Source organism: Telluria sp. ZT3P25 (assembly GCF_059685895.1).
The window spans coordinates 2,935,125-2,956,707 of record NZ_JCASIJ010000001.1 but is presented as its reverse complement, the minus strand read 5'-3'; the positions used below and the strand labels follow the sequence as shown (position 1 = coordinate 2,956,707).

Annotated in this window: 20 protein-coding genes; 14 read left to right on the top strand and 6 right to left on the bottom strand. The window is 63.7% G+C overall.

What is annotated here, in order from left to right; genetic code table 11:
• The 4 genes from AC56LY_RS13185 to AC56LY_RS13170 are packed head-to-tail and all read right to left on the bottom strand — an operon-like array spanning position 1 to position 3,058.
• A complete protein-coding gene (locus tag AC56LY_RS13185; RefSeq protein WP_499580189.1) occupies positions 1-1,008 on the bottom strand; it encodes an FAD:protein FMN transferase in 1,008 nt (335 codons plus the stop codon).
• A 15-nt stretch (positions 1,009-1,023) separates the two neighbouring features.
• Positions 1,024-1,842, bottom strand: coding sequence for a DUF4198 domain-containing protein (locus tag AC56LY_RS13180; RefSeq protein ID WP_499580185.1), 819 nt, complete (start codon positions 1,840-1,842; stop codon positions 1,024-1,026).
• 21 nt (positions 1,843-1,863) lie between these two features.
• On the bottom strand, positions 1,864-2,373 hold the full coding sequence (locus tag AC56LY_RS13175; RefSeq protein ID WP_499580182.1) for a DUF2271 domain-containing protein: 510 nt from the start codon (positions 2,371-2,373) through the stop codon (positions 1,864-1,866).
• A gap of 52 nt (positions 2,374-2,425) precedes the next feature.
• Positions 2,426-3,058: a PepSY-associated TM helix domain-containing protein gene (locus AC56LY_RS13170; protein WP_499580179.1), complete on the bottom strand. Its 633-nt coding sequence runs from the start codon at positions 3,056-3,058 to the stop codon at positions 2,426-2,428.
• A 417-nt stretch (positions 3,059-3,475) separates the two neighbouring features.
• Between AC56LY_RS13170 and AC56LY_RS13165 the strand changes: the two genes are divergently transcribed.
• From AC56LY_RS13165 to AC56LY_RS13140, 6 genes are all read left to right on the top strand, one after another.
• The gene (locus AC56LY_RS13165) at positions 3,476-6,331 is read left to right on the top strand and encodes a 2-oxoglutarate dehydrogenase E1 component (protein ID WP_499580177.1); all 2,856 of its coding nucleotides are present in this window, start codon (positions 3,476-3,478) and stop codon (positions 6,329-6,331) included.
• Between the two features lie 77 nt (positions 6,332-6,408).
• Positions 6,409-7,686: a 2-oxoglutarate dehydrogenase complex dihydrolipoyllysine-residue succinyltransferase gene (odhB, locus tag AC56LY_RS13160; protein WP_499580174.1), complete on the top strand. Its 1,278-nt coding sequence runs from the start codon at positions 6,409-6,411 to the stop codon at positions 7,684-7,686.
• Positions 7,687-7,740: 54 nt separating this feature from the next.
• The gene (locus tag AC56LY_RS13155; RefSeq protein WP_499557407.1) at positions 7,741-8,094 is read left to right on the top strand and encodes a PspC domain-containing protein; all 354 of its coding nucleotides are present in this window, start codon (positions 7,741-7,743) and stop codon (positions 8,092-8,094) included.
• A 15-nt stretch (positions 8,095-8,109) separates the two neighbouring features.
• Positions 8,110-9,540 carry a dihydrolipoyl dehydrogenase gene (gene lpdA / locus AC56LY_RS13150; RefSeq protein ID WP_499580172.1) on the top strand — a complete coding sequence of 477 codons (1,431 nt, stop codon included), beginning with the start codon at positions 8,110-8,112 and terminating at the stop codon, positions 9,538-9,540.
• Between the two features lie 91 nt (positions 9,541-9,631).
• Positions 9,632-10,729, top strand: coding sequence for a cell division protein ZapE (gene zapE, locus AC56LY_RS13145; protein WP_499580170.1), 1,098 nt, complete (start codon positions 9,632-9,634; stop codon positions 10,727-10,729).
• Between the two features lie 29 nt (positions 10,730-10,758).
• Positions 10,759-11,445 carry a hypothetical protein gene (locus AC56LY_RS13140; protein ID WP_499580168.1) on the top strand — a complete coding sequence of 229 codons (687 nt, stop codon included), beginning with the start codon at positions 10,759-10,761 and terminating at the stop codon, positions 11,443-11,445.
• Here AC56LY_RS13140 and AC56LY_RS13135 read toward each other — a convergent pair.
• On the bottom strand, positions 11,442-12,206 hold the full coding sequence (locus tag AC56LY_RS13135) for a PP2C family protein-serine/threonine phosphatase (protein WP_499580165.1): 765 nt from the start codon (positions 12,204-12,206) through the stop codon (positions 11,442-11,444). The genes AC56LY_RS13140 and AC56LY_RS13135 overlap by 4 nt on opposite strands.
• 193 nt (positions 12,207-12,399) lie before the next feature.
• On the opposite strand from AC56LY_RS13135, the gene AC56LY_RS13130 reads away from it, so the two are divergent.
• The 8 genes from AC56LY_RS13130 (at position 12,400) to rlmD (ending at position 20,431) form a co-directional block, all read left to right on the top strand.
• A complete protein-coding gene (locus AC56LY_RS13130) occupies positions 12,400-12,600 on the top strand; it encodes a YdcH family protein (RefSeq protein WP_343025543.1) in 201 nt (66 codons plus the stop codon).
• 119 nt (positions 12,601-12,719) lie between these two features.
• Complete coding sequence (gene yoaA / locus AC56LY_RS13125) at positions 12,720-14,747, top strand: DNA repair helicase YoaA (RefSeq protein ID WP_499580162.1); 2,028 nt, start codon at positions 12,720-12,722, stop codon at positions 14,745-14,747.
• A 126-nt stretch (positions 14,748-14,873) separates the two neighbouring features.
• Complete coding sequence (locus AC56LY_RS13120) at positions 14,874-15,245, top strand: hypothetical protein (RefSeq protein WP_499580158.1); 372 nt, start codon at positions 14,874-14,876, stop codon at positions 15,243-15,245.
• A 173-nt stretch (positions 15,246-15,418) separates the two neighbouring features.
• The gene (gene surE, locus AC56LY_RS13115) at positions 15,419-16,168 is read left to right on the top strand and encodes a 5'/3'-nucleotidase SurE (protein ID WP_499580155.1); all 750 of its coding nucleotides are present in this window, start codon (positions 15,419-15,421) and stop codon (positions 16,166-16,168) included.
• Positions 16,165-17,013 (top strand): protein-L-isoaspartate(D-aspartate) O-methyltransferase, encoded by an 849-nt coding sequence (locus tag AC56LY_RS13110; protein ID WP_499580153.1) that lies wholly within the window; start codon positions 16,165-16,167, stop codon positions 17,011-17,013. The genes surE and AC56LY_RS13110 overlap by 4 nt, the downstream gene beginning before the upstream one ends.
• A 53-nt stretch (positions 17,014-17,066) precedes the next feature.
• Entirely contained in the window at positions 17,067-17,945 is an 879-nt protein-coding gene (locus AC56LY_RS13105) for a peptidoglycan DD-metalloendopeptidase family protein (protein ID WP_499580151.1), read from the top strand.
• Positions 17,946-17,951: 6 nt separating this feature from the next.
• A complete protein-coding gene (gene rpoS, locus AC56LY_RS13100) occupies positions 17,952-18,947 on the top strand; it encodes an RNA polymerase sigma factor RpoS (protein ID WP_499580149.1) in 996 nt (331 codons plus the stop codon).
• Between the two features lie 113 nt (positions 18,948-19,060).
• Entirely contained in the window at positions 19,061-20,431 is a 1,371-nt protein-coding gene (gene rlmD, locus AC56LY_RS13095; protein ID WP_499580147.1) for a 23S rRNA (uracil(1939)-C(5))-methyltransferase RlmD, read from the top strand.
• Between the two features lie 312 nt (positions 20,432-20,743).
• Here rlmD and AC56LY_RS13090 read toward each other — a convergent pair whose 3' ends face one another.
• Positions 20,744-21,427: a Bax inhibitor-1/YccA family protein gene (locus AC56LY_RS13090; protein WP_499580145.1), complete on the bottom strand. Its 684-nt coding sequence runs from the start codon at positions 21,425-21,427 to the stop codon at positions 20,744-20,746.
• Positions 21,428-21,583 lie beyond the last annotated feature (156 nt).

Sequence of the window (21,583 nt, the reverse complement as noted above, 5' to 3'; positions counted from 1 at the left end):
TCATTGGAGCAAAAGGCGCCAGGCGCCCGTCGTGGTTTCTTTCAAGCCGGATCCAGTACGCACGAGAAAGCGCGCCACAATCCCGCGTTGTTCCGCAAACGCCAGCCCATCGTCAGGTCCGAGCACCGTCAGCGCAGTGGACAGCGCGTCGGCGGCCATGCAGGTCGGCGCCAGCACCGTGACCGAAGCCAGGTCGTGATCGACCGGGTAGCCGCTGCGCGGGTCGAGTGTGTGCGTCATGCGCCGCATGCCATATTGAAAACTGCGCCGGTAGTCGCCTGAGGTGGCGATCGCCAGCCCATGCAGGGCGACGACCGTCTGCCCGACAGCCTCGCAATCCGGCACGCCCTCGACCTCGACCCACCACGGCTGGCCATCCGGCTTGACCCCGGCGCCGCGCAATTCGCCACCCGCTTCGACAACGAAATGGCGCACGCTGCGCTCCTCGAGGCAGGCAGCCATGCGATCGACCGCATACCCCTTGGCCACCGATGAAAAATCCAGGGTTGCGCCGCCCGGTTGCAGCAGGCGCCGCCCGGCATGGTCGAGCAGCGGCTGGCGCTCGCCCCGGCGCGCAAGGAACCCTTCGACCAGCCCCGCCTGCGGCGCCTGGAACCCTGGCTGGTCGTAGCGCCCGCGGGCACCGAAGCCCCACAAATCGACGAGCGCGCCGGCTGCCGGATCGTAAGCGCCGCCGCTATCGGCTGCCACCTGCAGCGCATACTCGGCGACGGCAAAAAACTGTGGCGGCAGCGCGTGCCAGCTGCCGGCCGGCGCGCGGTTGTAGCGCGACAGCAGGGAGTCAAGCTCCCAATGGCTCATTTGCGCAACGATCTCGTCCAGCTCGCCTTGCAGCGCGCCGGTGAGAACGGCGCCATCGGCCCCTGGCGGCAGCATCAGCCGCGCCGACCAGGTCGTGCCCATCGACGTGCCGGATGTGGTGAACAGCGAGCTGCCGCCGGGCGGCATGGCCGCGTCGACGCTCAGGGGAACAAGAATGGTGCGCATTGAGCCTTTTCGCCCTTACTGCGGCAGAACGTCGAGCGTGGCCGTGTAGCTGTAGCGCTTCGCGCCCGGCGCTGGCGGACCTTTTTGCGTCTCAAGCGGGAACTTGGCCGAAAGCCAGTACATATTCGCTTCCGGCAGCGTGAACTTGACCTCGCCCTTGGCATCGGTGGTAAAGCGCAGCTCGCCCAGCGTGCCACGGTACTTGACGGCGCCCGGCACCATGCTGAACGGGAAGTTCGGCAGCGGCTTGCCGTCGAGCTGGAAGCGGAAGGTGATCGGCTCGCCCGCGCGCAGGTCGGACGGATTGGTGACCGGGACCATTTCGAGGCCGACGCCGCTCGGCTTGAGCGCCGTGTCGTTCATGTCATTGGCAGAGACGAAGGTTTCCAGGCGCGTGTGCGTGGTGCTGGTGGTCACGTCGGTGGCGCCGGCCGGCACTTGCGCGCCCGGTGTGCCTTCGACGCCGCGGAAGCGCTTGATCTCGCCGCCCAGCTTGTAGCTGCCCATCACGTTGTTGCTGACGATGGCCAGACGGTAGGTACCGTTCTTCGGCAGGGGAATGTCGATCGTGCTGCGGAATTTGCCAAGCACGGCGCCTTCGGCCTTGGTCGTCACGCCATCGGGCCCCGTGATCGTCAGGTTGTCCAGGCGCAGCGGCACGTGGTGGAATTCGAACAGGCCTTCCGAGATCGCGCCGTCAAGCGTGACCCACGGTTCCTTCGCTTCGACCATGGCCGTGCTGGGCAACAGCCAGCCACGGTGCGCCTGCGCGCTCATCGACATGCCGGCCAGGGCCAGGCCGAGCAGGGCGCCCTTGAGGATACGGTTGTGCATGGGATTCTCTCTGGATTGTTGTTATTGGAGTTCGAGGGCGACGGCGCCCAGTTCTTCCTTGCCTGCCGCATTGGCTGCGACCTTGCCCTTGCCGGTCCACGTGAACGGCACCTTGACCAGTTCACGCCCGCCCGCTTCGCGTGCTGCTTCGATGACCAGCTTGTAGTCGCCGGCCGGCAGTTTGTCGAGGCCATGCTTGGCGCCGTCGAACTTCATCGTCTGGCTACCCGCCGGGCGGGTCGCGCCGCTGACGCCATCGAGCGGGAACTTGGCATCGCGCCCGGCCTTGCGCCACCACGTGCGCAGATCCTTGACCCACTTCTCGCCGGCGGCGTCCTTCTTCAGGTCGTACAGCACGGCGAGATTGGCCGCGACGCTCTGGTCGGCGCGTTCGAGCCAGATCGCCACATACGGCTTGTGGTATTCGGCCACGTTCAGTTGCGGCAGGTCGAATTTGACCGACAGGTCGGCGGCCACGGCCCAGCCGGAAACGAGCGGCAGGGTCAGGACGAGCGAGTGGGACAGTTTCATTCTTGGTCTTCTCTCAGGTTGGAAATAGATGAATAGCTCAGTTGGACAAACTTCAGTGGACAAACAGCAACGCCAGCACGGCCGGCAGCACAATGCCGAACCCGATCACCGGCCAGGTCGACGGCCGGTTGGCGGCGTGATATTTCATGATCAAAAAGCCCGTGATGCAGAACACGATGCAAGCGACCGAAAAAATGTCGATGAACCAGCTCCAGACCGCGCCCGTGTTGCGGCCCTTGTGCATGTCGTTGAGCCACGAAATCCAGCCGCGGTCGGTGCGCTCGAATTCGGCGCTGCCGTCGACGGCGATGCGCAGCCAGGCGTCGCCGCCGGGACGGGGCAGGGCGATGTAGGCGTCTTCTTCGGTCCATTCGGCGCGCTGGCCGCGCACATCGACGGGGAATGCGCTGTTGGTCCAGTCGGCGATGCTGCTGGGCAGCGGCACCTTGGCGTCGGCATGTTCTTCGGCCCATTGCCTGAATTGCGGAAGCAGCGGTGCCGGCAACGTGGCTTTCAGGCGCGTGACCTCGGGCGTGGCCTTGATCAGCGCCGCGTTGTTCAGCGTCAGGCCCGTAAAGCTGAACAGCAGCATCGCCATCAGGCAGATCGCCGAGCTGATCCAGTGCCACTGGTGCAACTGCTTGAGAAACATGGCGCGGCCCGCGCCTGGGAGGCGCTGGGGCATGCCGCCAGTAGCGGGAGCGGGGGCGGTCGCGCTGGTTGCTTTGGTCGATGCCGGCAACACGGGCTGGACAACATCAGGGGACGGGGCAGAGGTAGACATGCGATAAATGATAACGATTATCATTTACATGGTCAATGTGGTATTGACGACAACCGCAAATTTGCCGCTCGGCAGCGAGTGTTCAAAAACACATTTGGAAATAAATTATTCTAGGAATGTAATCTGCCCTGCGGGAGATCATGCGTTACAATCATGAGCGCAAACAGGCAGGATTTTGCACATGTATCGGTACTGAAACAGTCCTTCCCCCACAACTTGATGTCTTGAAGTGCAATCCGCTAAACGGTCAGGCCGTGTCGCGGAAGGTTAAATAACCCGCCCAACCCTCGCGAAGCGCGAAAAGAAAGGTGAGCAAGAATGATGCAACAACAAAACGCCAACTCATACCTGTTCGGCGGCAATGCCCCGTACGTGGAAGAGTTGTACGAGGCCTATCTGGACAATCCGACGTCGGTGCCAGAAAACTGGCGCGCCTACTTCGACCAGATGCAGCACGTGCCGGCCGTCGATGGCTCGAACCGTCCTGACGTCGTCCACTCATCGGTCATTGCGTCGTTCGCCGAACGCGCCAAGCAAGGCCCGATCCGCACCGTAGTCGCCTCGGCTGACTCCGAACTGGGCCGCAAGCGCGTCGCCGTGACCCAGATCACCGCCGCCTACCGTTACCTCGGTTCGCGCTGGGCCAACCTGGATCCGCTGCAGCGCCAGGAACGTCCACTGCTGCCAGAACTCGATCCTGCGTTCTATGGCTTCACCGAGTCCGACATGGACACGGTCTTCAACATCACCAATACGTATTTCGGTCAAGACACCGCGCCACTGCGCGATATCCTGAACATGCTGCGTGACACGTACACCCGCTCGATCGGTGCCGAGTTCATGTACATCAGCGACCCGACCGAAAAGCGCTGGCTGCAAGAGCGTCTGGAATCGATCCGTTCGACCCCGACCTTCTCGGCTGAAAAGAAAAAACACATCCTCGAACGCCTGACCGCGGCCGAAGGCCTCGAGCGCTACCTGCACACCAAGTACGTCGGCGCCAAGCGCTTCTCGCTCGAAGGTGGCGAATCGTTCATCGCGTCGATGGACGAAGTCATCCAGCGCGCCGGTGAAAAGGGCGTCCAGGAAATCGTTATCGGCATGGCCCACCGCGGCCGCCTGAACGTCCTGGTCAACACCTTGGGCAAGAGCCCGGCCGACCTGTTCGAAGAATTCGAAGGCAAGCACGCCGACGACCTGCCAGCCGGTGACGTCAAATACCACCAGGGCTTCTCGAGCGACATCACCACGCCGGGCGGCCCGGTTCACCTGTCGCTGGCCTTTAATCCGTCCCACCTCGAGATCGTCAACCCGGTCGTCGAAGGTTCGGTCAAGGCGCGTATGGAACGCCGTGGCGACCGCAAGGGCAAAGAAGTCTTGCCGATTCTCGTGCACGGCGATGCTGCATTCGCCGGCCAGGGCGTCGTCATGGAAACCCTGAACCTGGCGCAGACCCGCGGCTACGGTACGGGCGGTACGGTCCACATCGTCATCAACAACCAGATCGGCTTCACCACGTCCGACCCGCGCGATGCGCGCTCGACGCTGTACTGCTCGGACGTCGTCAAGATGATCGAAGCGCCGGTGTTGCACGTGAACGCCGACGATCCTGAAGCCGTCGTGCTGGCCAGCCAGATCGCACTCGACTACCGCGCCGAATTCGGCAAGGACGTCGTCGTCGACATCATCTGCTACCGCAAGCTGGGCCACAACGAACAGGATACGCCAGCGCTGACCCAGCCGCTGATGTACAAGAAGATCGCCAAGCACCCGGGCACCCGCAAGCTGTACGCCGAAAAGCTGGCAGCGCAGGGCACCATCGAAGCCGACGGCGGCGACAAGCTCGTCGCTGCGTTCCGCGATGCGATGGACGCCGGCAAGCACACGGTCGATCCGGTGCTGACCAACTTCAAGAACAAGTACGCCGTCGACTGGGCGCCGTTCCTGAACAAAAAGTGGACCGATGCGGCCGATACCGCCGTGCCACTGACCGAACTGAAGCGCCTGGCGCAACGCATCACCACCACGCCAGAAAACTTCAAGCCGCACTCGCTGGTCGACAAGGTGCTGGCCGACCGCGCCAATATGGGCCGCGGCGACGTCAACCTCGACTGGGGCATGGGCGAACATCTGGCCTACGCGTCACTGTTGTCGTCGGGTTACGCCATCCGCCTGTCGGGCCAGGATGCCGGCCGCGGCACGTTCGTGCACCGCCACGCCGTGCTGCACGACCAGAACCGTGAACGTTGGGACCAGGGCATCTACCTGCCACTGGCCAATGTGTCCGAGAACCAGGCCAACTTCACCGTGATCGACTCGGTGCTGTCCGAAGAAGCCGTGCTCGCGTTCGAGTATGGTTTCTCGACCGCAGAGCCAAACACGCTGACGATCTGGGAAGCCCAGTTCGGCGACTTCGTCAACGGCGCGCAAGTCGTGATCGACCAGTTCATCGCCTCGGGCGAAGTGAAGTGGGGCCGCGCGTCGGGCCTGGTCATGATGCTGCCGCACGGCTACGAAGGCCAGGGTCCGGAGCACTCGTCGGCACGTATCGAGCGTTTCCTGCAACTGTGCGCAGACAACAATATGCAAGTGGTCCAGCCAACGACCGCCGCCCAGATCTTCCACCTGCTGCGTCGTCAGATGGTGCGTCAGTTCCGCAAGCCTCTGGTGATCTTCACTCCGAAGTCGCTGCTGCGTAACAAGGATGCCGGTTCGCCGCTGACCGATCTGGCCAAGGGCGGTTTCCAGACCGTGATCGGCGAATGCGACGAGAAGATCGACGCATCGAAGGTCAAGCGCGTGCTGGTCTGCTCGGGCAAGGTCTACTTCGACCTGGTCAATGCACGCAAGGCGCGCGCTGTCACCGACACCGCGATCATCCGCATGGAACAGATGTACCCGTTCCCGCACAAATCGTTTGGCGCCGAACTCAAAAAGTTCCCGAACGCCGGCGAAGTGGTGTGGGTGCAGGACGAGCCGCAGAACCAGGGCCCGTGGTTCCAGATCCAGCACAACATCTTCGAAGGCATGGAAGATGGCCAGCGCCTGGCATACGCCGGCCGCGCCGCCTCGGCGTCGCCTGCGGTCGGTTATGCCGACAAGCATATAGCGCAGCAGAAAGAACTGCTGGAGACGGCGTTCTCGAAGCTCAAGGGCTTCATTCTGACGAAGTAAGCACAAGCATAAGTAAGACCACGACCCCGGCGCAGCGCGTCGGGGTTTCTTGCAAAGAATAATTACTGGAGTTTTAAATGGCACAAATCGAAGTCAAGGTCCCTGTATTGTCGGAATCGGTTGCTGAAGCGACCCTGCTGTCCTGGCACAAGAAAGTCGGCGAGTCCGTCGAGCGCGACGAGAACATGATCGACATCGAGACCGACAAGGTGGTCCTGGAACTGCCAGCGCCAAGCGCCGGCGTGATCGTGCAACTGCTCAAGGCCGACGGCGCAACCGTCGTCGCCGGTGAAGTCATCGCCGTCATCGACACCGAAGCATCGGCGCAGACCAGCCCGCTGCCAGTGAAAGCCATTCCCTCGGCCGCGCCAAACGCACCGATCGCTGCCGCGCCATCGCAAGCCGCCCCGGAAGCTGCATCGAACCAGTCGAAAGCCGGCGTGGCAATGCCTGCCGCTGCCAAGATCCTGGCTGACAACAACATGAACGCCGCCGGCGTTGACGGCTCGGGCCGTGACGGTCGCGTGACCAAGGGAGACGCCCTGGCCGCTGTCGCCAACAAGCCAGCCGCTGCAGCAGCACCTGCACCAGCCGCCGCACCTGCCAAGGCGCCACTGCAGCAAGTCGCTGCCGCCGCCCCTGCCAGCCAGGGCGACCGTCCGGAAGAGCGCGTGCCGATGAGCCGCCTGCGCGCCCGTATCGCCGAGCGCCTGCTGCAATCGCAGTCGACCAACGCCATCCTGACCACGTTCAACGAAGTGAACATGGCGCCAGTCATGGAGCTGCGCAACAAGTACAAGGACAAGTTCGAGAAAGAGCACGGCGTCAAGCTGGGCTTCATGTCGTTCTTCGTCAAGGCTGCCGTTGCCGCACTGAAGAAGTACCCGGTGCTGAACGCATCGGTCGACGGCAACGACATCGTCTACCACGGCTACTTCGACATCGGTATCGCTGTCGGTTCGCCACGTGGTCTGGTGGTGCCGATCCTGCGCAACGCCGACCAGATGTCGATCGCCGATATCGAAAAGAAAATCGGTGAATTCGGCCAGAAAGCCAAGGAAGGCAAGCTGACCCTGGACGACCTGAACGGCGGTACGTTCTCGATCTCGAACGGCGGCGTGTTCGGTTCGATGATGTCGACCCCGATCATCAACCCACCACAGTCGGCCATCCTGGGCGTGCACGCGACCAAGGACCGCGCGGTTGTCGAAAACGGTCAGATCGTGATCCGTCCGATGAACTACCTGGCCATGTCGTACGACCACCGCATCATCGACGGCCGCGAAGCCGTCCTGGGCCTGGTCGCGATGAAGGATGCGCTGGAAGATCCGGCCCGCCTGCTGCTGGACCTGTAAGTCTCAACCTGGCCGGCGCCCCGTGGCGCCGGCCATAGTTTGCCGGAGAACGACATGCTGTCAGACGAAATCAAGCGGCTGCACGAACTGCACCAGGCCGGCGCGCTGACCGACGCCGAATTCGAGCAGGCCAAGGCGCGCATTTTATCCGGCGCGTCCACCGTCAGCCTGACGAAGGAGAGTGCGTTCAAGAGCGGCTCATCGTTCGACACGCACCGTGACGACCTGCTCAGCGGCCTGCGCCGCACGCGGCTCGATCGCTGGCTTGGCGGCGTGTGTGGTGGCCTGGCCCGCACCTATGGCCTCGAGTCATGGGTCTGGCGCCTGATCTTCGTGCTGTTCGTCCTGACGTTCGGCTTCGGCATCCTGATCTACCTGCTGCTGTGGGTATTTGTTCCGGAAGAATAAAAAAGGAATCATGTAATGAGCGATAAACAATTTGACGTCGTCGTCATCGGCGGCGGTCCTGGCGGTTACATTGCTGCCATCCGCGCAGCCCAGCTGGGCTTCAAGGTTGCCTGTATCGACGAATGGAGCAACGCCGCCGGCAAGCCTGCCCCGGGCGGAACCTGCACCAACGTCGGCTGCATCCCGTCGAAAGCACTGCTGCAGTCGTCGGAGCACTTCGAGCACGCCGGTCACGCGTTTGCCGACCACGGCATCAACGTCTCGGGTCTCGAACTCGACCTGGGCAAGATGCTGGGTCGCAAGGACACGATCGTCAAGCAGAACAACGACGGCATCCTGTTCCTGTTCAAGAAGAACAAGGTCACCTTCTTCCACGGCCGCGGCGCGTTCGCCGGCACTGCCGAAGGCGGTTACACCATCAATGTCAGCGGCCCGACCACCGACACGCTGACCGCCAAGAACGTGGTCATCGCGACCGGTTCGAACGCACGCCAGCTGCCGGGCGCCGAATTCGACGAGAAACTGATCCTGTCGAACGTGGGTGCACTGGCCATCGATGCGGTCCCGGGCAAGCTGGGCGTGATCGGCGCCGGCGTCATCGGCCTCGAAATGGGCAGCGTCTGGCGCCGTGTCGGCGCTGACGTCACCGTGCTCGAAGGTCTGCCGACCTTCCTGGGCGCAGTCGATGAGCAGATCGCCAAAGAAGCGCACAAGCTGTTCGTAAAGCAGGGCCTCAAAATCAACCTCGGTTGCAAGATCGGCGCGATCACAAAGGGCGAGAACAACGTCACCGTGGCGTATGCCGACAGCACCGGCGCCGAGCAGAGCACCACGTTCGACCGCCTGATCATCTCGATCGGCCGCGTGCCGAACACGATCGGCCTGAACGCCGAAGCCGTGGGCGTGCAGCTCGACGAGCGCGGCTTTGTCGTCGTCGACGACGAGTGCCGCACCAATCTGCCGGGCGTGTGGGCAGTGGGCGATGTCGTGCGCGGCCCGATGCTGGCGCACAAGGCCGAAGAAGAAGGCGTTGCTGTGGCCGAGCGTATCGCCGGTCAGCACGGTCACGTCAACTTCAACACGATTCCTTGGGTCATCTACACGTCGCCAGAGATTTCGTGGGTCGGCAAGACCGAGCAGCAGCTCAAGGCCGAAGGCATCGCCTACAAGGCCGGTACCTTCCCGTTCATGGCCAACGGCCGTGCGCGCGCACTGGGTGACACGTCGGGCATGGTCAAGTTCCTGGCCGATGCCACGACCGACGAAATCCTGGGCGTGCACATCGTGGGCCCAATGGCGTCCGAGCTGATTTCGGAAGCCGTCGTGGCGATGGAATTCAAGGCATCAAGCGAAGACATCGCCCGCATCTGCCACGCGCACCCGTCGCTGTCGGAAGCCACCAAAGAAGCCGCTCTGGCGGTGGACAAGCGTTCGCTGAACTTCTAAGCAGCAGAAACTTCGCCGGCATGCTTGCCGGCGCGTGAATTCCATGGGGTGGACGGCGTCGCCGTCCACCCCATGTTTTTATCGGTATCCCATGAACGTTCAAGAATATTATGTACACGAGCTCAACGCGCGTGGTTTCACGTCCGACCCCGCGCAGCAAATGGCGGTGGATCGCCTGCAGCAGGCGTACGACGACTGGGTCGCCTACAAGGCCCAGCGGTCGTCCGCTTTCAAGCGCCTGATCAACCGTCCCACGGTGCCCAAGGGCGTGTATATGTGGGGCGGGGTGGGGCGCGGCAAATCGTTCCTGATGGACTCGTTCTATTCGGTCGTGCCAGTGGTGCGCAAGACGCGCCTGCACTTCCATGAATTCATGCGCGCCGTCCACGGGCAACTCGATGAATTGAAGGGCGTGGCCGATCCGCTCGACGAAGTCGCCAAGCGCATCGCCAAGAAATACCGGCTGATCTGCTTCGACGAATTCCACGTCTCGGACATCGCCGATGCGATGATCCTGTACAACCTGCTCAAGGCGCTGTTCGACAATGGCGTGAGCTTCGTGATGACGTCGAACTACGAGCCGTCGACGCTGTACCCGGACGGCTTGCACCGCGACCGCATGCTGCCGACCATCGCGCTGCTGCAGGACAAGCTGGACGTGCTGAACGTCGATGCCGGCAACGATTACCGCAAGCGTGCGCTCGAGCAGGTGGAGGCGTATTACACGCCACTGAATGCCGCGTCCGACCGCGCCCTGCGCGACGCCTATGCCAAGGTGGCCGACATCGCGGACGAAGCGCCGGTCGTGCACATCGAAAACCGCGAGATCCGCGCGCTGCGCCGTGCCGGCGGCGTGATCTGGTTCGATTTTGCCACGCTGTGCGGTGGCCCGCGCTCGCAGAACGATTACCTGGAACTGGCCAGCCAGTTTCACACGGTGGTGCTGTCGGGTATTCCTGCGATGTCGGCGGCGCAATCGTCCGAAGCACGCCGTTTCACCTGGCTGATCGACGTGTTCTACGACCACAAGGTCAAGCTGATCATGTCCGCAGCCGTCGAGCCCGAAGAGCTCTACACGCAGGGCCAGCTGGCCAATGAATTTCACCGGACCGTATCGCGTATCATCGAGATGCAGTCGCGCGAATACATGCTCTCCGAGCGGCGCGGCGCGGCCGACAAGATCGCCTGATACGGCCAGGCACGACAACAAGGATCCACATGACACGCATTACCACGCTGCGCGCAGGCGCGCTGCTGGCCCTGGCAAGCCTGCTGGCGGCCTGCTCGACGACACAGCCGGCGGCGCCGGATGTGCCGCCTCCCGCATCGACCTCGACCGCGCAGGCCGAACAACGCCTGGCAGCGGTGGCCGCCGAGCGCCGCGCCATCGAAACCCGTTACGCCGAACGCGAAGTGGTCTGCTACGAGAAGTTCTTCGTCACCCGTTGCCTGGACGAGGCAAGCGAGCAGCAGCGCGTGGCGCTGCTGGAACAGCGCGCCATCGAGATCGAAGCATCGCGCTATCTGCGCCAGGCCAAGGTCGACGAGCGCGATCGCGCGCTGGCCGTGTCCGAGGCCGAGTTCCAGAAAGAAGAAGCCGAACTGGCGGCCAATCCACCGGCCGTCAAGGCGCCGCCAAGCACTGCCTTGCCGGCCGCGCGCACGACGCCGACTGAATCGCGCGCAGCCCGCACCAAGCGCCTGCAGGAGAATGCCGCCCGTACCCAAAGCGCCCAGGCGAGGGCGGCGCAGAATGTGGCCGCGGCCGAAGCGCGGCGTGTGGAATCGATCGAGCGACAGAAGCAGGTCGCACGCCGTGTCGCCGATCGTGAAGCAAAGGCTGCCAAGCGCGCGGCGGATGACGCCGCGAAGAAGGCGGGTCAGCCGCCGGCAGCGAGCAACTAGGCGCCGGGGGGGTTGACCAGCTTGACGATCGCCATCGTGCAGTTGCCGCCCTTGCCCTGAGAACGCTCACCGGCTTTGCTGATGAGCTTTTCGGCGGCCTGGCGCGGTGTGGACTTGGCGGTCACGGCGGCCAGTTCGGCGTCGGTGAAGAAATGCCACAGGCCATCGGAACCGAGCAAAAAGCTGTCGCCAGCGACCAGGCCCGTATGGCTGCCGGTCGTGACGAACGGTTCCTTGCGGCTGTTTCCCAGTACATTCAGGAGCAGCTTGGAGCGGCGGTGGTTGCGCGCCGCATCGGCCGGCAGGCGGTCGCTCGAAATCAGGTGCTCGACATAGGCAACGTCGCTGGTGCGCATTGCGCATTTGTCGTGCTCGAAGCGGTACAGACGCGAATCGCCCACATGGGCCCAGACCGCCTCGCCATGCGGACTGATGACCAGCCCGACGAAGCTGGCGTGCAGTTCGGTCTTGCCGGCGATGGCGTTCATCTTGATCACCGTGTGGGTTTCGCTGATGATTTCGTGCAGCAGCTGGGCGAGGCGCTCGATGTCCGGATGGTCGCCCGGCTTGAATTCGTCGAATACCTGGCGCGCCGTGTGCAGCACCTGTTCGGCGCCGGCGGGGCTGGCGATGCCGTCGGACAGCACCGCGAGCACATAGCCAGGCGCGCGCGCGCCCGTAAACAGGGCGGCGCGATCGTTCTGTTGGGGGCGGTTACCGATGTGTTGCGCGGTGCCCGCTTCAATCCTGTAGGAAGTCATAAATGCTTGTTTTCTTAGGCCTAACGCCAATCTTTGTTGGCGGCAATGACCGCGTGGATTAAACTATGCACCGAGAACCAAGCAACAAGCAAGAAGATTTGCTTGCAGCAATACTGGAAGGCCCGCTGCGCCAGCGCCGACCGGCTCCCATTTCCGCAATCCCATCTGTAAACACTGTTTGGAACAGACCATCATGATCGATGTCCAGGACATCCAGCGCCGTATTATTGAACTCGACGTGGAACACCGCGACCTTGACGCCGTCATTGCCCTGTTGACGGCGGACGGCCACGCGGACGGGTTACAACTGCGCCGCCTCAAAAAGCGTAAACTGCAGCTCAAAGATCATATTACGCTGCTGAAGATGCAGCTGGTCCCCGATATCCCGGCCTGAGCCATTGCTTCAAGCCACGTCTTACAAGCAAAGTTACGACACATACATTGACCGACCATCTCCCTGTTCCCGGCCCTGCCGCAGAGCCGGTCGGGACGGCTGGGTCGGCCACTGGCGCCGTGGAAGCACTTTCCGCCGCGTCGACCGACTCCGTTGTCCCCGCCGGCAAGTACGACGCTGACCTCGACCGCCTGTTCGGTGCGGGCGGCCCGCTCGCGCCCGCCGTCGGCACCTTCAAGCCACGCCAGGCTCAGACCGAGATGGCCAAGGCCGTCGCCCACGCCATCGACAACCAGCAAGTGCTCATGGCCGAGGCCGGTACGGGCACGGGCAAGACCTTCGCCTACCTGGTCCCGGCGCTGCTGTGGGGCGGCAAGACGATCGTCTCGACCGGCACCAAGAACCTGCAGGACCAGTTGTTCATGCGCGATATCCCGACCATCCGCGCCGCGCTGCGCGCGCCGGTCTCGGTGGCGCTGCTCAAGGGCCGCTCGAACTACGTCTGCCATTTTCATCTGGAGCGCACACTGCAGAATGGCCGCCTGACGTCGCGCGACGACGTCGGCCACCTGCGCGAAATCTCGCGCTTCATCAAAATGACGAACTCGGGCGACAAGGCCGAGCTGGCCAAGGTGCCGGAAACCGCCACGGTCTGGAACCTCGTCACGTCCACGCGCGACACCTGCATGGGCGCCGAGTGCCAGTACTACCAGGACTGTTTCGTCATGAAGGCGCGGCGCGAAGCGCAGCAGGCCGACATCGTCGTCGTCAACCACCACCTGTTCTTTGCCGACGTGGCGCTGAAGGACACCGGCGTGGCCGAGCTGCTGCCGTCGGCCAACACCATCATCTTCGACGAGGCGCACCAGCTGCCCGACACGGCGACGCTGTTCTTCGGCCAGTCGGTGTCGACCTCGCAAGTGCTCGAACTATGCCGCGATGTGCTGGCCGAGGGCCTGGCCCATGCACGGGGCGGGCCGGACTGGGCCAAGGTCGTCACCGTCGTCGAGAAAGCGGCGCGCGACCTGCGCCTGGCGTTTGGTGAAGGCAATCTGCGCCTGTCGCTGCCGCAGATCATGCCGACGTCGCAATTCTTCCCGGCGCTCGACAGGCTCAAGGCCGAGCTGGCGGGGATGATCACCGTGCTCGAAGAAAACGCCGCGCGCGCCGAAACGATCGAAGCCTGCCGCGTGCGGGCGCACGACCTGGCGGCGGCCATCGACGGCTGGAAGCCCGACGCCAAGGCGCCGGCAGCCGAGCAGGCGGTACTGTGGGCCGAAGCGTTCGCGTCGTCGCTGCAGCTGCACAAGACGCCGCTGTCGATCGCGCCGATCTTTTCCAACCAGCGCGAAGGCACGCCGCGCAGCTGGATATTCACGTCGGCAACCCTGGCCGTTAAAAACGATTTCAAGCATTTCTCCGATCAGCTGGGCCTGACGGGCGAGCCGGCCAAGACCTGGCCAAGCCCGTTCGACTACGTGAACCAGGGCTTGCTGTACGTGCCAACCGGCTTGCCGGAGCCGCAGGCAGCGGTCTACACCGATGCCGTCGTCGACGCCGCTCTGCCGGTGATCAAGGCCGCTGGCGGACGCACGTTCTTCCTGTGCACGACGATTCGCGCCGTCAACAAGGTGGCGGAACGCCTGCGGGTGGAGTTTGCCGAGCGCGGCTGGGATTTCCCGCTGTTCGTGCAGGGTGAGCGGGGCCGCACCGAATTGCTCGACTCGTTCCGCACGGCCGGCAATGCCGTGCTGGTGGGCAGCCAGAGTTTCTGGGAAGGTGTCGACGTGCGCGGCGATGCGCTGTCGCTCGTGATCATCGACAAGCTGCCATTCGCGCCGCCGGACGATCCGGTGCTGGCCGCGCGCATCGAGGTCATGGAAAAGCAGGGCCTCAACGGCTTCATGCACCACCAGTTGCCCGAGGCGATCATCACGCTCAAGCAGGGCGCCGGACGCCTGATCCGCGACGTCGACGACCGGGGCGTGTTGATGATCTGCGATCCGCGCATCATCACCAAGCCGTACGGACGCCGCATCTGGCAGAGCCTGCCGTCGTTCAAGCGCACGCGGGTGCAGGAAGAGGTGCTGCGCTTCTTCGATCCGGCGGCGGCAGAGGCCGGTGACAGCGACGCTGGCGTGACGTGATCCCGCTCAGGGCTGGTCTTCTCCTGTCCGACCGCAATCGATGGTCCCGACGGGGACGCTAGGATCGACAGGATCGCGCCGTTCTTTACCGCCTGGCACGCCATCCTTCCATTCACGAGGCGCCGCATGGACCAATCCAGCCTGTCATTCGCCTCGCCTGCGGCGCTCGATGCCCACGAAGCCTTCGCGCAGACGCTCGCGCGGCAGCACGCGCTCGCACATGCGCGGACGGTGCTGGAAAGCGTCGTCGCGGCGCGCCGTTGTCAGCAGGGCAGCGAGCATCGCGATACGTTGCGCTGCAGTTACCGGCTGGCGCTGCTGTTGGTCCAGACCGGCGAACTCGGTAGCGCACGCCGCTTGCTCGAAGCGGTACTGCGCGCCTGCGCACGGCAAGCCACCTGTGATGTCGCTGCCCGCCTTGCGGCGCGCCGGGCGCTGGCCGACATCTTCGCCACGCAAGGGGACATGGCGGGGTTGGGGCAGTTGAACGACAGCTAGTAGGCGTGGTTTTTTGGCCGTTGCCGCTCTTGCCATCCTGATTGTTAATTCGGCAAGATCCTCCCTTTAGTGACGTGTCAAACCGGCATTCAACGTTCCGGATCATGAAATCCGGGTGCATTTTTCCGCCGCCAAGTGTCGATAGAAGCGTTGCTTCAGGTAAAATCGCCTTCATGCGGATACTGATTAGCAATGACGATGGCTATCTCGCGCCCGGCATCCAGGCGCTGGCGGACGCGCTCGCGCCGATCGCCGAGATCGTCGTGGTCGCGCCGGACAGCAACCGTTCCGGCGCCTCCAATTCGCTGACGCTCGATCGCCCGCTGTCGGTCCACAAGGCCGCCAACGGCTTTTACTTTGCCAACGGCACGCCGACCGACTGCGTGCACATCGCGCTGACCGGGATGTCCGACGCGCTGCCCGACCTCGTTGTTTCCGGCATCAACAATGGCCAGAACATGGGTGACGACACGCTGTATTCGGGCACCGTGGCCGCTGCCACCGAAGCGTACCTGTTCGGCGTGCCGGCCATCGCGTTCTCGCAGGTCAACAGCGGTTGGGCCCACATCGACGATGCAGCGCGCGTGGCACGCGACATCGTCGAGCGCTTCGCGGCGGGCGGTTTTGCCGCCTTGCCGTCGCCGTTCCTGCTCAACGTGAACATCCCGAACCTGCCGTACGAACAGATCGGCCCGTTGACGCCGACACGTCTCGGCCGTCGCCACCAGGCCGAGCCCGTCATCCGCGCGCAGGATCCGCGCGGGCGCGAAATCTTCTGGATCGGCGCGCCTGGCGCTTGCCTCGATGCAGGCGAGGGCACCGATTTCCACGCGACGTCGCAGGGGCGCGTCTCGATCACGCCGCTGCAGATCGACCTGACCCACAAGACCCAGCTCGATTTGCTGGCTGGAGCCTTGCCATGAAGGACGCGCGTCCGAACTTCCCGTTGCCCCTGTCGTCGACGACGGGCGCGGCGCGTAAACCCGGGGCCCCGTCGCCCGTATTCACGCCGCAGACCGCCACCCGCAATGCCGCCAGCGGCAACATGGCGCCGCCAGCACCCGGACCGGGCGCGCGTGCCCCCGGTTACGTGCCGGCCGCTACCGGCGCGCCGACTGCCCAGCGTTCGGACCTGGCTGCCACCGAAGCGGTGCGCCGCGCGATGGTGGCCCGCATCGTGCGCCAGGGCGTGAATGACCCGCAGGTGCTGCGCGCCATGGAAATCGTGCCGCGCCATCTGTTCCTGGAGCCCGCCATGTCGGGCCAGGCGTATGTCGATGCGTCACTGCCGATCGGTCATCAGCAGACGATCTCGCAGCCGTACATCGTGGCGCGCATGATCGACATCCTGTGCGCGGGCCGCAAGCTCGATCGCGTGCTCGAGATCGGCACGGGCTGCGGCTATCAGGCTGCAGTGCTGTCGTTTGTCGCGAAAGACGTGTATTCGATCGAGCGCATCAAGCCCCTGCATGAGCTCGCCAAAACCAATCTGCGCCCGATGCGCATATCGAACCTGCGTTTGCAGTATGGCGATGGTATGTTAGGCTTGCCGCAGGTGGCGCCGTTCGACGGTATCATTCTCGCGGCCGCCGGCCTCGAAGTGCCGCGCGCGCTGCTCGAGCAGCTGGCCATTGGTGCGCATCTCGTGGCGCCCATTGGTGCCGAGGTGCAGCATCTGCACCGCATAACCCGCACCGGCAAGGCCGAGTGGACCAGCGAAACGCTGGAAGCGTGCCACTTCGTGCCACTGCGTCCGGGCACCATCTAATTTCAATCCGGGCCGCCAGGCCCGCAGCATGCCGACAAGACTAAAGAATGCCAATGACACAAGCACCGCGTATCGCTCTCCTGACGATTTTCATCGGCCTCGTGGCCGGCTGTTCCACCACTTCCCGCCAGGCGCCTGTCGTCGAACGCGGTACCCCGCCTGTCCAGACCCGTCCGGCCCCGGTGCGCGTCGACGAGGCACCCAAGCATGACGAGCGCGGCATGTACACCGTGCGCAAGGGCGACACGCTGCTGCGCATCGCCTTCGACTTCGGCCAGAACTACCGCGACCTGGTCGACTGGAACAAGCTGGCCAATCCGGACGACATCAAGGTCGGCCAGGTGCTGCGCGTGAGCGCGCCGGGCGGCGAACGCACCGCCAACGTCCAGACCCAGCCGATTCCGATGCCGCCGGCCGCCACCACGCCGCGCAAGACCGAGCCGCGCGTCGACAAGAAGCCATTCACCGAGAGCGCCGCAGCCGACACGCGCCCGAGCGTTCCTGCCGTCACGCCGGTCGTGCCGGCGGCGCCGGCAGCCCCGGCTGCCGCTGCCAGCGACGAAGCACGCCTGAGCTGGATGTGGCCATCGGACGGGCGCGTGATCGCCACCTTCGACGACGGCCGCAACAAGGGTCTGGATATCGCCGGCAAGGCCGGTCAGCCAGTGGTCGCCGCCGGTTCCGGCAAGGTCATGTACGCGGGCAGCGGAATTCGCGGTTATGGTAACCTCGTCATCGTCAAGCATAGCAACAGCCTGTTGTCGGCCTACGCGCACAATCGCAAGATTGTCGTGAAGGAAGGCGACAACGTGGCCAAGGGCCAGCTGATCGCCGAAATGGGCGATTCCGACGCCGATCTGGTCAAGCTTCACTTCGAGATCCGCCAGCAGGGCAAGCCGGTCGACCCGACGAGGTTCCTGCCCGTTCGATAGGATGGTATGACGCAGCCGCCGCACTCGCTCGATTCGCAGGATACCGACGAGTTTCCGGATGATCCGGAAAGCGAAGCGGCGCCTGCTGCGGACGACGGCGAACCGACGGCGGTTGCCGTGGTCGTCGACACGGTCGACGAGCTGCGCAAGGTCTTGCAGGCCGAGCTCGCGACCGACACCACCCAGCACTACCTGAACCAGATCGGTACCCGCGCGCTGCTCACGCACGCCGAAGAAGTCCATTTCTCCACGCTGGCCAAGGCCGGGGATTTTGGCGCGCGCCAGACGATGATCGAGCACAATCTGCGTCTGGTCGTCTCGATCGCCAAGCATTACATCAACCGCGGCGTGGTGCTGCTGGATCTGATCGAGGAAGGCAATATCGGCCTGATGCGCGCGATCGACAAGTTCGAGCCCGAGCGGGGCTTTCGCTTCTCGACCTATGCGACCTGGTGGATTCGCCAGAGCATCGAGCGCGCGATCATGAACCAGGCGCGCACGGTGCGCCTGCCGGTGCACATGGTGCGCGAACTCAATGGCGTGCTGCGCGCCAAATACCACCTCGAAGCGCAAACCCGCAACGGCAAGGACGCCTCGAGCGAGGACATCGCCAGCCTGATCGGCCGCCCGGTCGAAGAAGTGCAGGATATTTTGATGCTGTCCGAACACCCCACCTCGCTCGACGCGCCGCTCGACAACGACCCGCAGTCGAGCCTGATGGACGTGCTGCCCGACGATGGCGAGAGCAGTCCCGACGCCCACGCCGAGCAGCAGGAAGCCGCGCTGCTGGTGCGCGACTGGCTGGCTCGGCTACCCGACAAGCAGCGCCTGGTCGTCACGCGGCGCTTTGGCCTGGACAACGACGAGCCGGCCACGCTCGAGACGCTGGCCGACGAGCTGGGCGTTACGCGCGAGCGGGTGCGCCAGATCCAGCAGGAAGCGCTCATCAAGCTCAAGCGGGCAATGGCCGCCCGCGGCGTCCACCGCGATTCTCTGCTGTAACGGGTCCGGGGCCGCTGGTAGCGCCTCATCCGTTTCCTTGCTATCATGCGCCGCCTGTACGGCCGCGCCGCCAGCGCATCCTCCTCCCGACGTTCACTCCTTTCTGATCGCCCATGCACGACATTTTCATCGACATCAAATCCCTCGACATGGACGGGCGCGGCGTTGGCCACCTCGAGAACGCCGACGGCTCCCAGGGTAAAGTCGTCTTCGTCGAAGGCGCGCTGCCGGGCGAGCGCGTCAGCTACGAACTGCTGAAGAAAAAGAAGAACTGGGAAGCGGGCCGCATGGTCACGCTGCAGCGCGCGTCATCGATGCGGGTGGAGCCGAAATGCATCCATTTCGGTGACTGCGGCGGCTGCTCGATGCAGCACCTGGAGCCGGGCGCGCAGGTGGCAATGAAGCAGCGCGTGCTTGAAGATAACTTGAAGCACATCGCCAAGGTGAAGGCCGAGACCATCCTGCGGCCGATGTACGGCCCGACCTGGGATTACCGCTACCGCGCGCGCCTGTCGGTGCGTAACGTGCCGAAGAAAAACACGGTGATGGTGGGCTTTCACGAAAAATCCTCCGCACTGGTGGCCGACATCGTCACCTGCGAAATCCTGCCCGACCACGTCGCGCGTCTGATCGTGCCGCTGCGCGAATTGATCGCGGCGCTGTCCGTGATCGACCATGTGCCGCAGATCGAAGTGGCGATCGGCGAAGAATCGACCGTGCTGGTGCTGCGCATCATGGCACCGCTTAGCCGCCAGGACGAAACCCTGCTCAAGGCATTCGCCGATGAATGGAAGATCCATTGGTGGCTGCAGCCGAAGGGCCCCGATTCGGCGCATCCTTACTATCCGCTGGGTACCGACTTGTATTACACGCTGCCCGAGTTCGGGATCCGCATGCCGTTCAAGCCGACCGACTTCACCCAGGTCAACCACCAGATCAACCGCGTGCTGGTCTCCAAAGCGCTGCGCCTGCTGGACGTGCAACCGACCGACCGCGTGGCCGACCTGTTCTGCGGCCTGGGCAACTTCACGCTGCCGCTGGCCACCCAGGCGCGCGAAGTCGTCGGTATCGAAGGCAGCACTGCGCTGACCGAGCGCGCCCTGGACAATGCCCGCGCCAACGGCCTGGCCGCCAAAACGTCCTTCTCGACCCGCAACCTGTTCGACGTGACGAAAGAAGACCTGGTGGCGCTGGGCCGGTTCGACCGCATGCTGATCGACCCGCCCCGCGATGGCGCCATGGCGCTGGCGCAGGCACTTGCCGATCTGCGCGTCACCCACGAGCACCTGATGCCGCAGCGGATCGTCTACGTCTCGTGCAGCCCATCGACACTGGCACGCGACGCCGGCATCCTCGTGCACGAAGCCGGTTACGTGATGACCAAAGCGGGCGTCGTGAACATGTTCCCGCACACATCGCACGTCGAATCGATCGGCGTGTTCGAGCTGGGCGAAAAGCCTGCCCCGGTAGAAGAGTGGACCTGAAAGCCGGGGTCAGGTCTGACATTCGGACACAAGCTCGACTGCAAAGCCGGGGTCAGGTCTGACATTCGGACACGTGCTCGACAGTCGGGCAGTGGAAGCTAGCCGGCATCGGACCATGCTAATTTTGAGCGAGACACCGTTGAAGATGGCTAAGGCTGAGGTCGTGTCTGAATGTCAGACCTGACCCCTGCTGTGGAGGTGGTCACGGCTGGGGCCGTGTCCGAATGTCAGACCTGACCCCCCGCTGTGGGTCGAGAAATGGGTGAAAAAAAACCGGCCACTGGCCGGTTTTTTTATCGGGGCAGGGGACGATCAGTCGTCGCCGCCCACGATGCCCAGCAGGCGCAGCAGGCTGGAGAAGATGTTGAAGACGTTCAGGTAGATCGACAGCGTGGCGGTGACGTAGTTGGTTTCGCCGCCGTTGACGATGCGCTGCACGTCATACAGGATGAAGGCCGAGAAGATACCGATCGCCAGGATCGAGATCACGATCGACAGCACCGACATCTGCAGGAAGATGTTGGCGACGACCGCCAGCAGCAGCACGACGACGCCGGCCATCAGCCAGCTGCCCATCCCCGAGAAGTCGCGCTTGGTCGTGGTGGCGATGCTGGCCATCACGGCGAACACGATCGCGGTGCCGCCGAAGGCGGTCATGATCAGGCTGCCGCCGTTCGAATAGTTCAGCGTGTGCGTCAGCAGCGGGGCCAGCATCAGGCCCATGAAGAACGTGAAGCCCAGCAGCAGGGCAACGCCCAGACCGGAGTCCTTGTTCTTTTCGATCGCCCACATGAAGCCGAATGCCACGGCCAGGAAGATCACGAAGCCGAGCATGCCGCTGAACAGCGCGACACCCATGGACACGCCAAGGAAGGCGCCTGCCACGGTCGGGATCATCGACAGCGCCAGCAACCAGTAAGTATTGCGTAGCACTTTGTTACGCGAGGCCTGGCCACCTTTGGTCAGGTCGATGGTACTTTGGGTACTAGGATACATAGTGCCTCCGGAGAAATGAATAACTGCAGGTACTGTACAGCAACTACCTATCATCCTATAACACGCAGCTTAAACGAGCATGAAGGTTGATGAAGAAACTGGACGTAAGTTTGCTGCCACTGTACCACCTTGCCGACCGCCACTGCAATATGAGCT

Coding starts and splice junctions, on each gene's coding strand:
- AC56LY_RS13185 (WP_499580189.1), bottom strand. CDS start 1,008: ATGCGCACCATTCTTGTTCCCCTGAGCGTCGACGCGGCCATGCCGCCC.
- AC56LY_RS13180 (WP_499580185.1), bottom strand. CDS start 1,842: ATGCACAACCGTATCCTCAAGGGCGCCCTGCTCGGCCTGGCCCTGGCC.
- AC56LY_RS13175 (WP_499580182.1), bottom strand. CDS start 2,373: ATGAAACTGTCCCACTCGCTCGTCCTGACCCTGCCGCTCGTTTCCGGC.
- AC56LY_RS13170 (WP_499580179.1), bottom strand. CDS start 3,058: ATGCCCCAGCGCCTCCCAGGCGCGGGCCGCGCCATGTTTCTCAAGCAG.
- AC56LY_RS13165 (WP_499580177.1), top strand. CDS start 3,476: ATGATGCAACAACAAAACGCCAACTCATACCTGTTCGGCGGCAATGCC.
- odhB (WP_499580174.1), top strand. CDS start 6,409: ATGGCACAAATCGAAGTCAAGGTCCCTGTATTGTCGGAATCGGTTGCT.
- AC56LY_RS13155 (WP_499557407.1), top strand. CDS start 7,741: ATGCTGTCAGACGAAATCAAGCGGCTGCACGAACTGCACCAGGCCGGC.
- lpdA (WP_499580172.1), top strand. CDS start 8,110: ATGAGCGATAAACAATTTGACGTCGTCGTCATCGGCGGCGGTCCTGGC.
- zapE (WP_499580170.1), top strand. CDS start 9,632: ATGAACGTTCAAGAATATTATGTACACGAGCTCAACGCGCGTGGTTTC.
- AC56LY_RS13140 (WP_499580168.1), top strand. CDS start 10,759: ATGACACGCATTACCACGCTGCGCGCAGGCGCGCTGCTGGCCCTGGCA.
- AC56LY_RS13135 (WP_499580165.1), bottom strand. CDS start 12,206: ATGACTTCCTACAGGATTGAAGCGGGCACCGCGCAACACATCGGTAAC.
- AC56LY_RS13130 (WP_343025543.1), top strand. CDS start 12,400: ATGATCGATGTCCAGGACATCCAGCGCCGTATTATTGAACTCGACGTG.
- AC56LY_RS13120 (WP_499580158.1), top strand. CDS start 14,874: ATGGACCAATCCAGCCTGTCATTCGCCTCGCCTGCGGCGCTCGATGCC.
- surE (WP_499580155.1), top strand. CDS start 15,419: ATGCGGATACTGATTAGCAATGACGATGGCTATCTCGCGCCCGGCATC.
- AC56LY_RS13110 (WP_499580153.1), top strand. CDS start 16,165: ATGAAGGACGCGCGTCCGAACTTCCCGTTGCCCCTGTCGTCGACGACG.
- AC56LY_RS13105 (WP_499580151.1), top strand. CDS start 17,067: ATGACACAAGCACCGCGTATCGCTCTCCTGACGATTTTCATCGGCCTC.
- rpoS (WP_499580149.1), top strand. CDS start 17,952: ATGACGCAGCCGCCGCACTCGCTCGATTCGCAGGATACCGACGAGTTT.
- rlmD (WP_499580147.1), top strand. CDS start 19,061: ATGCACGACATTTTCATCGACATCAAATCCCTCGACATGGACGGGCGC.
- AC56LY_RS13090 (WP_499580145.1), bottom strand. CDS start 21,427: ATGTATCCTAGTACCCAAAGTACCATCGACCTGACCAAAGGTGGCCAG.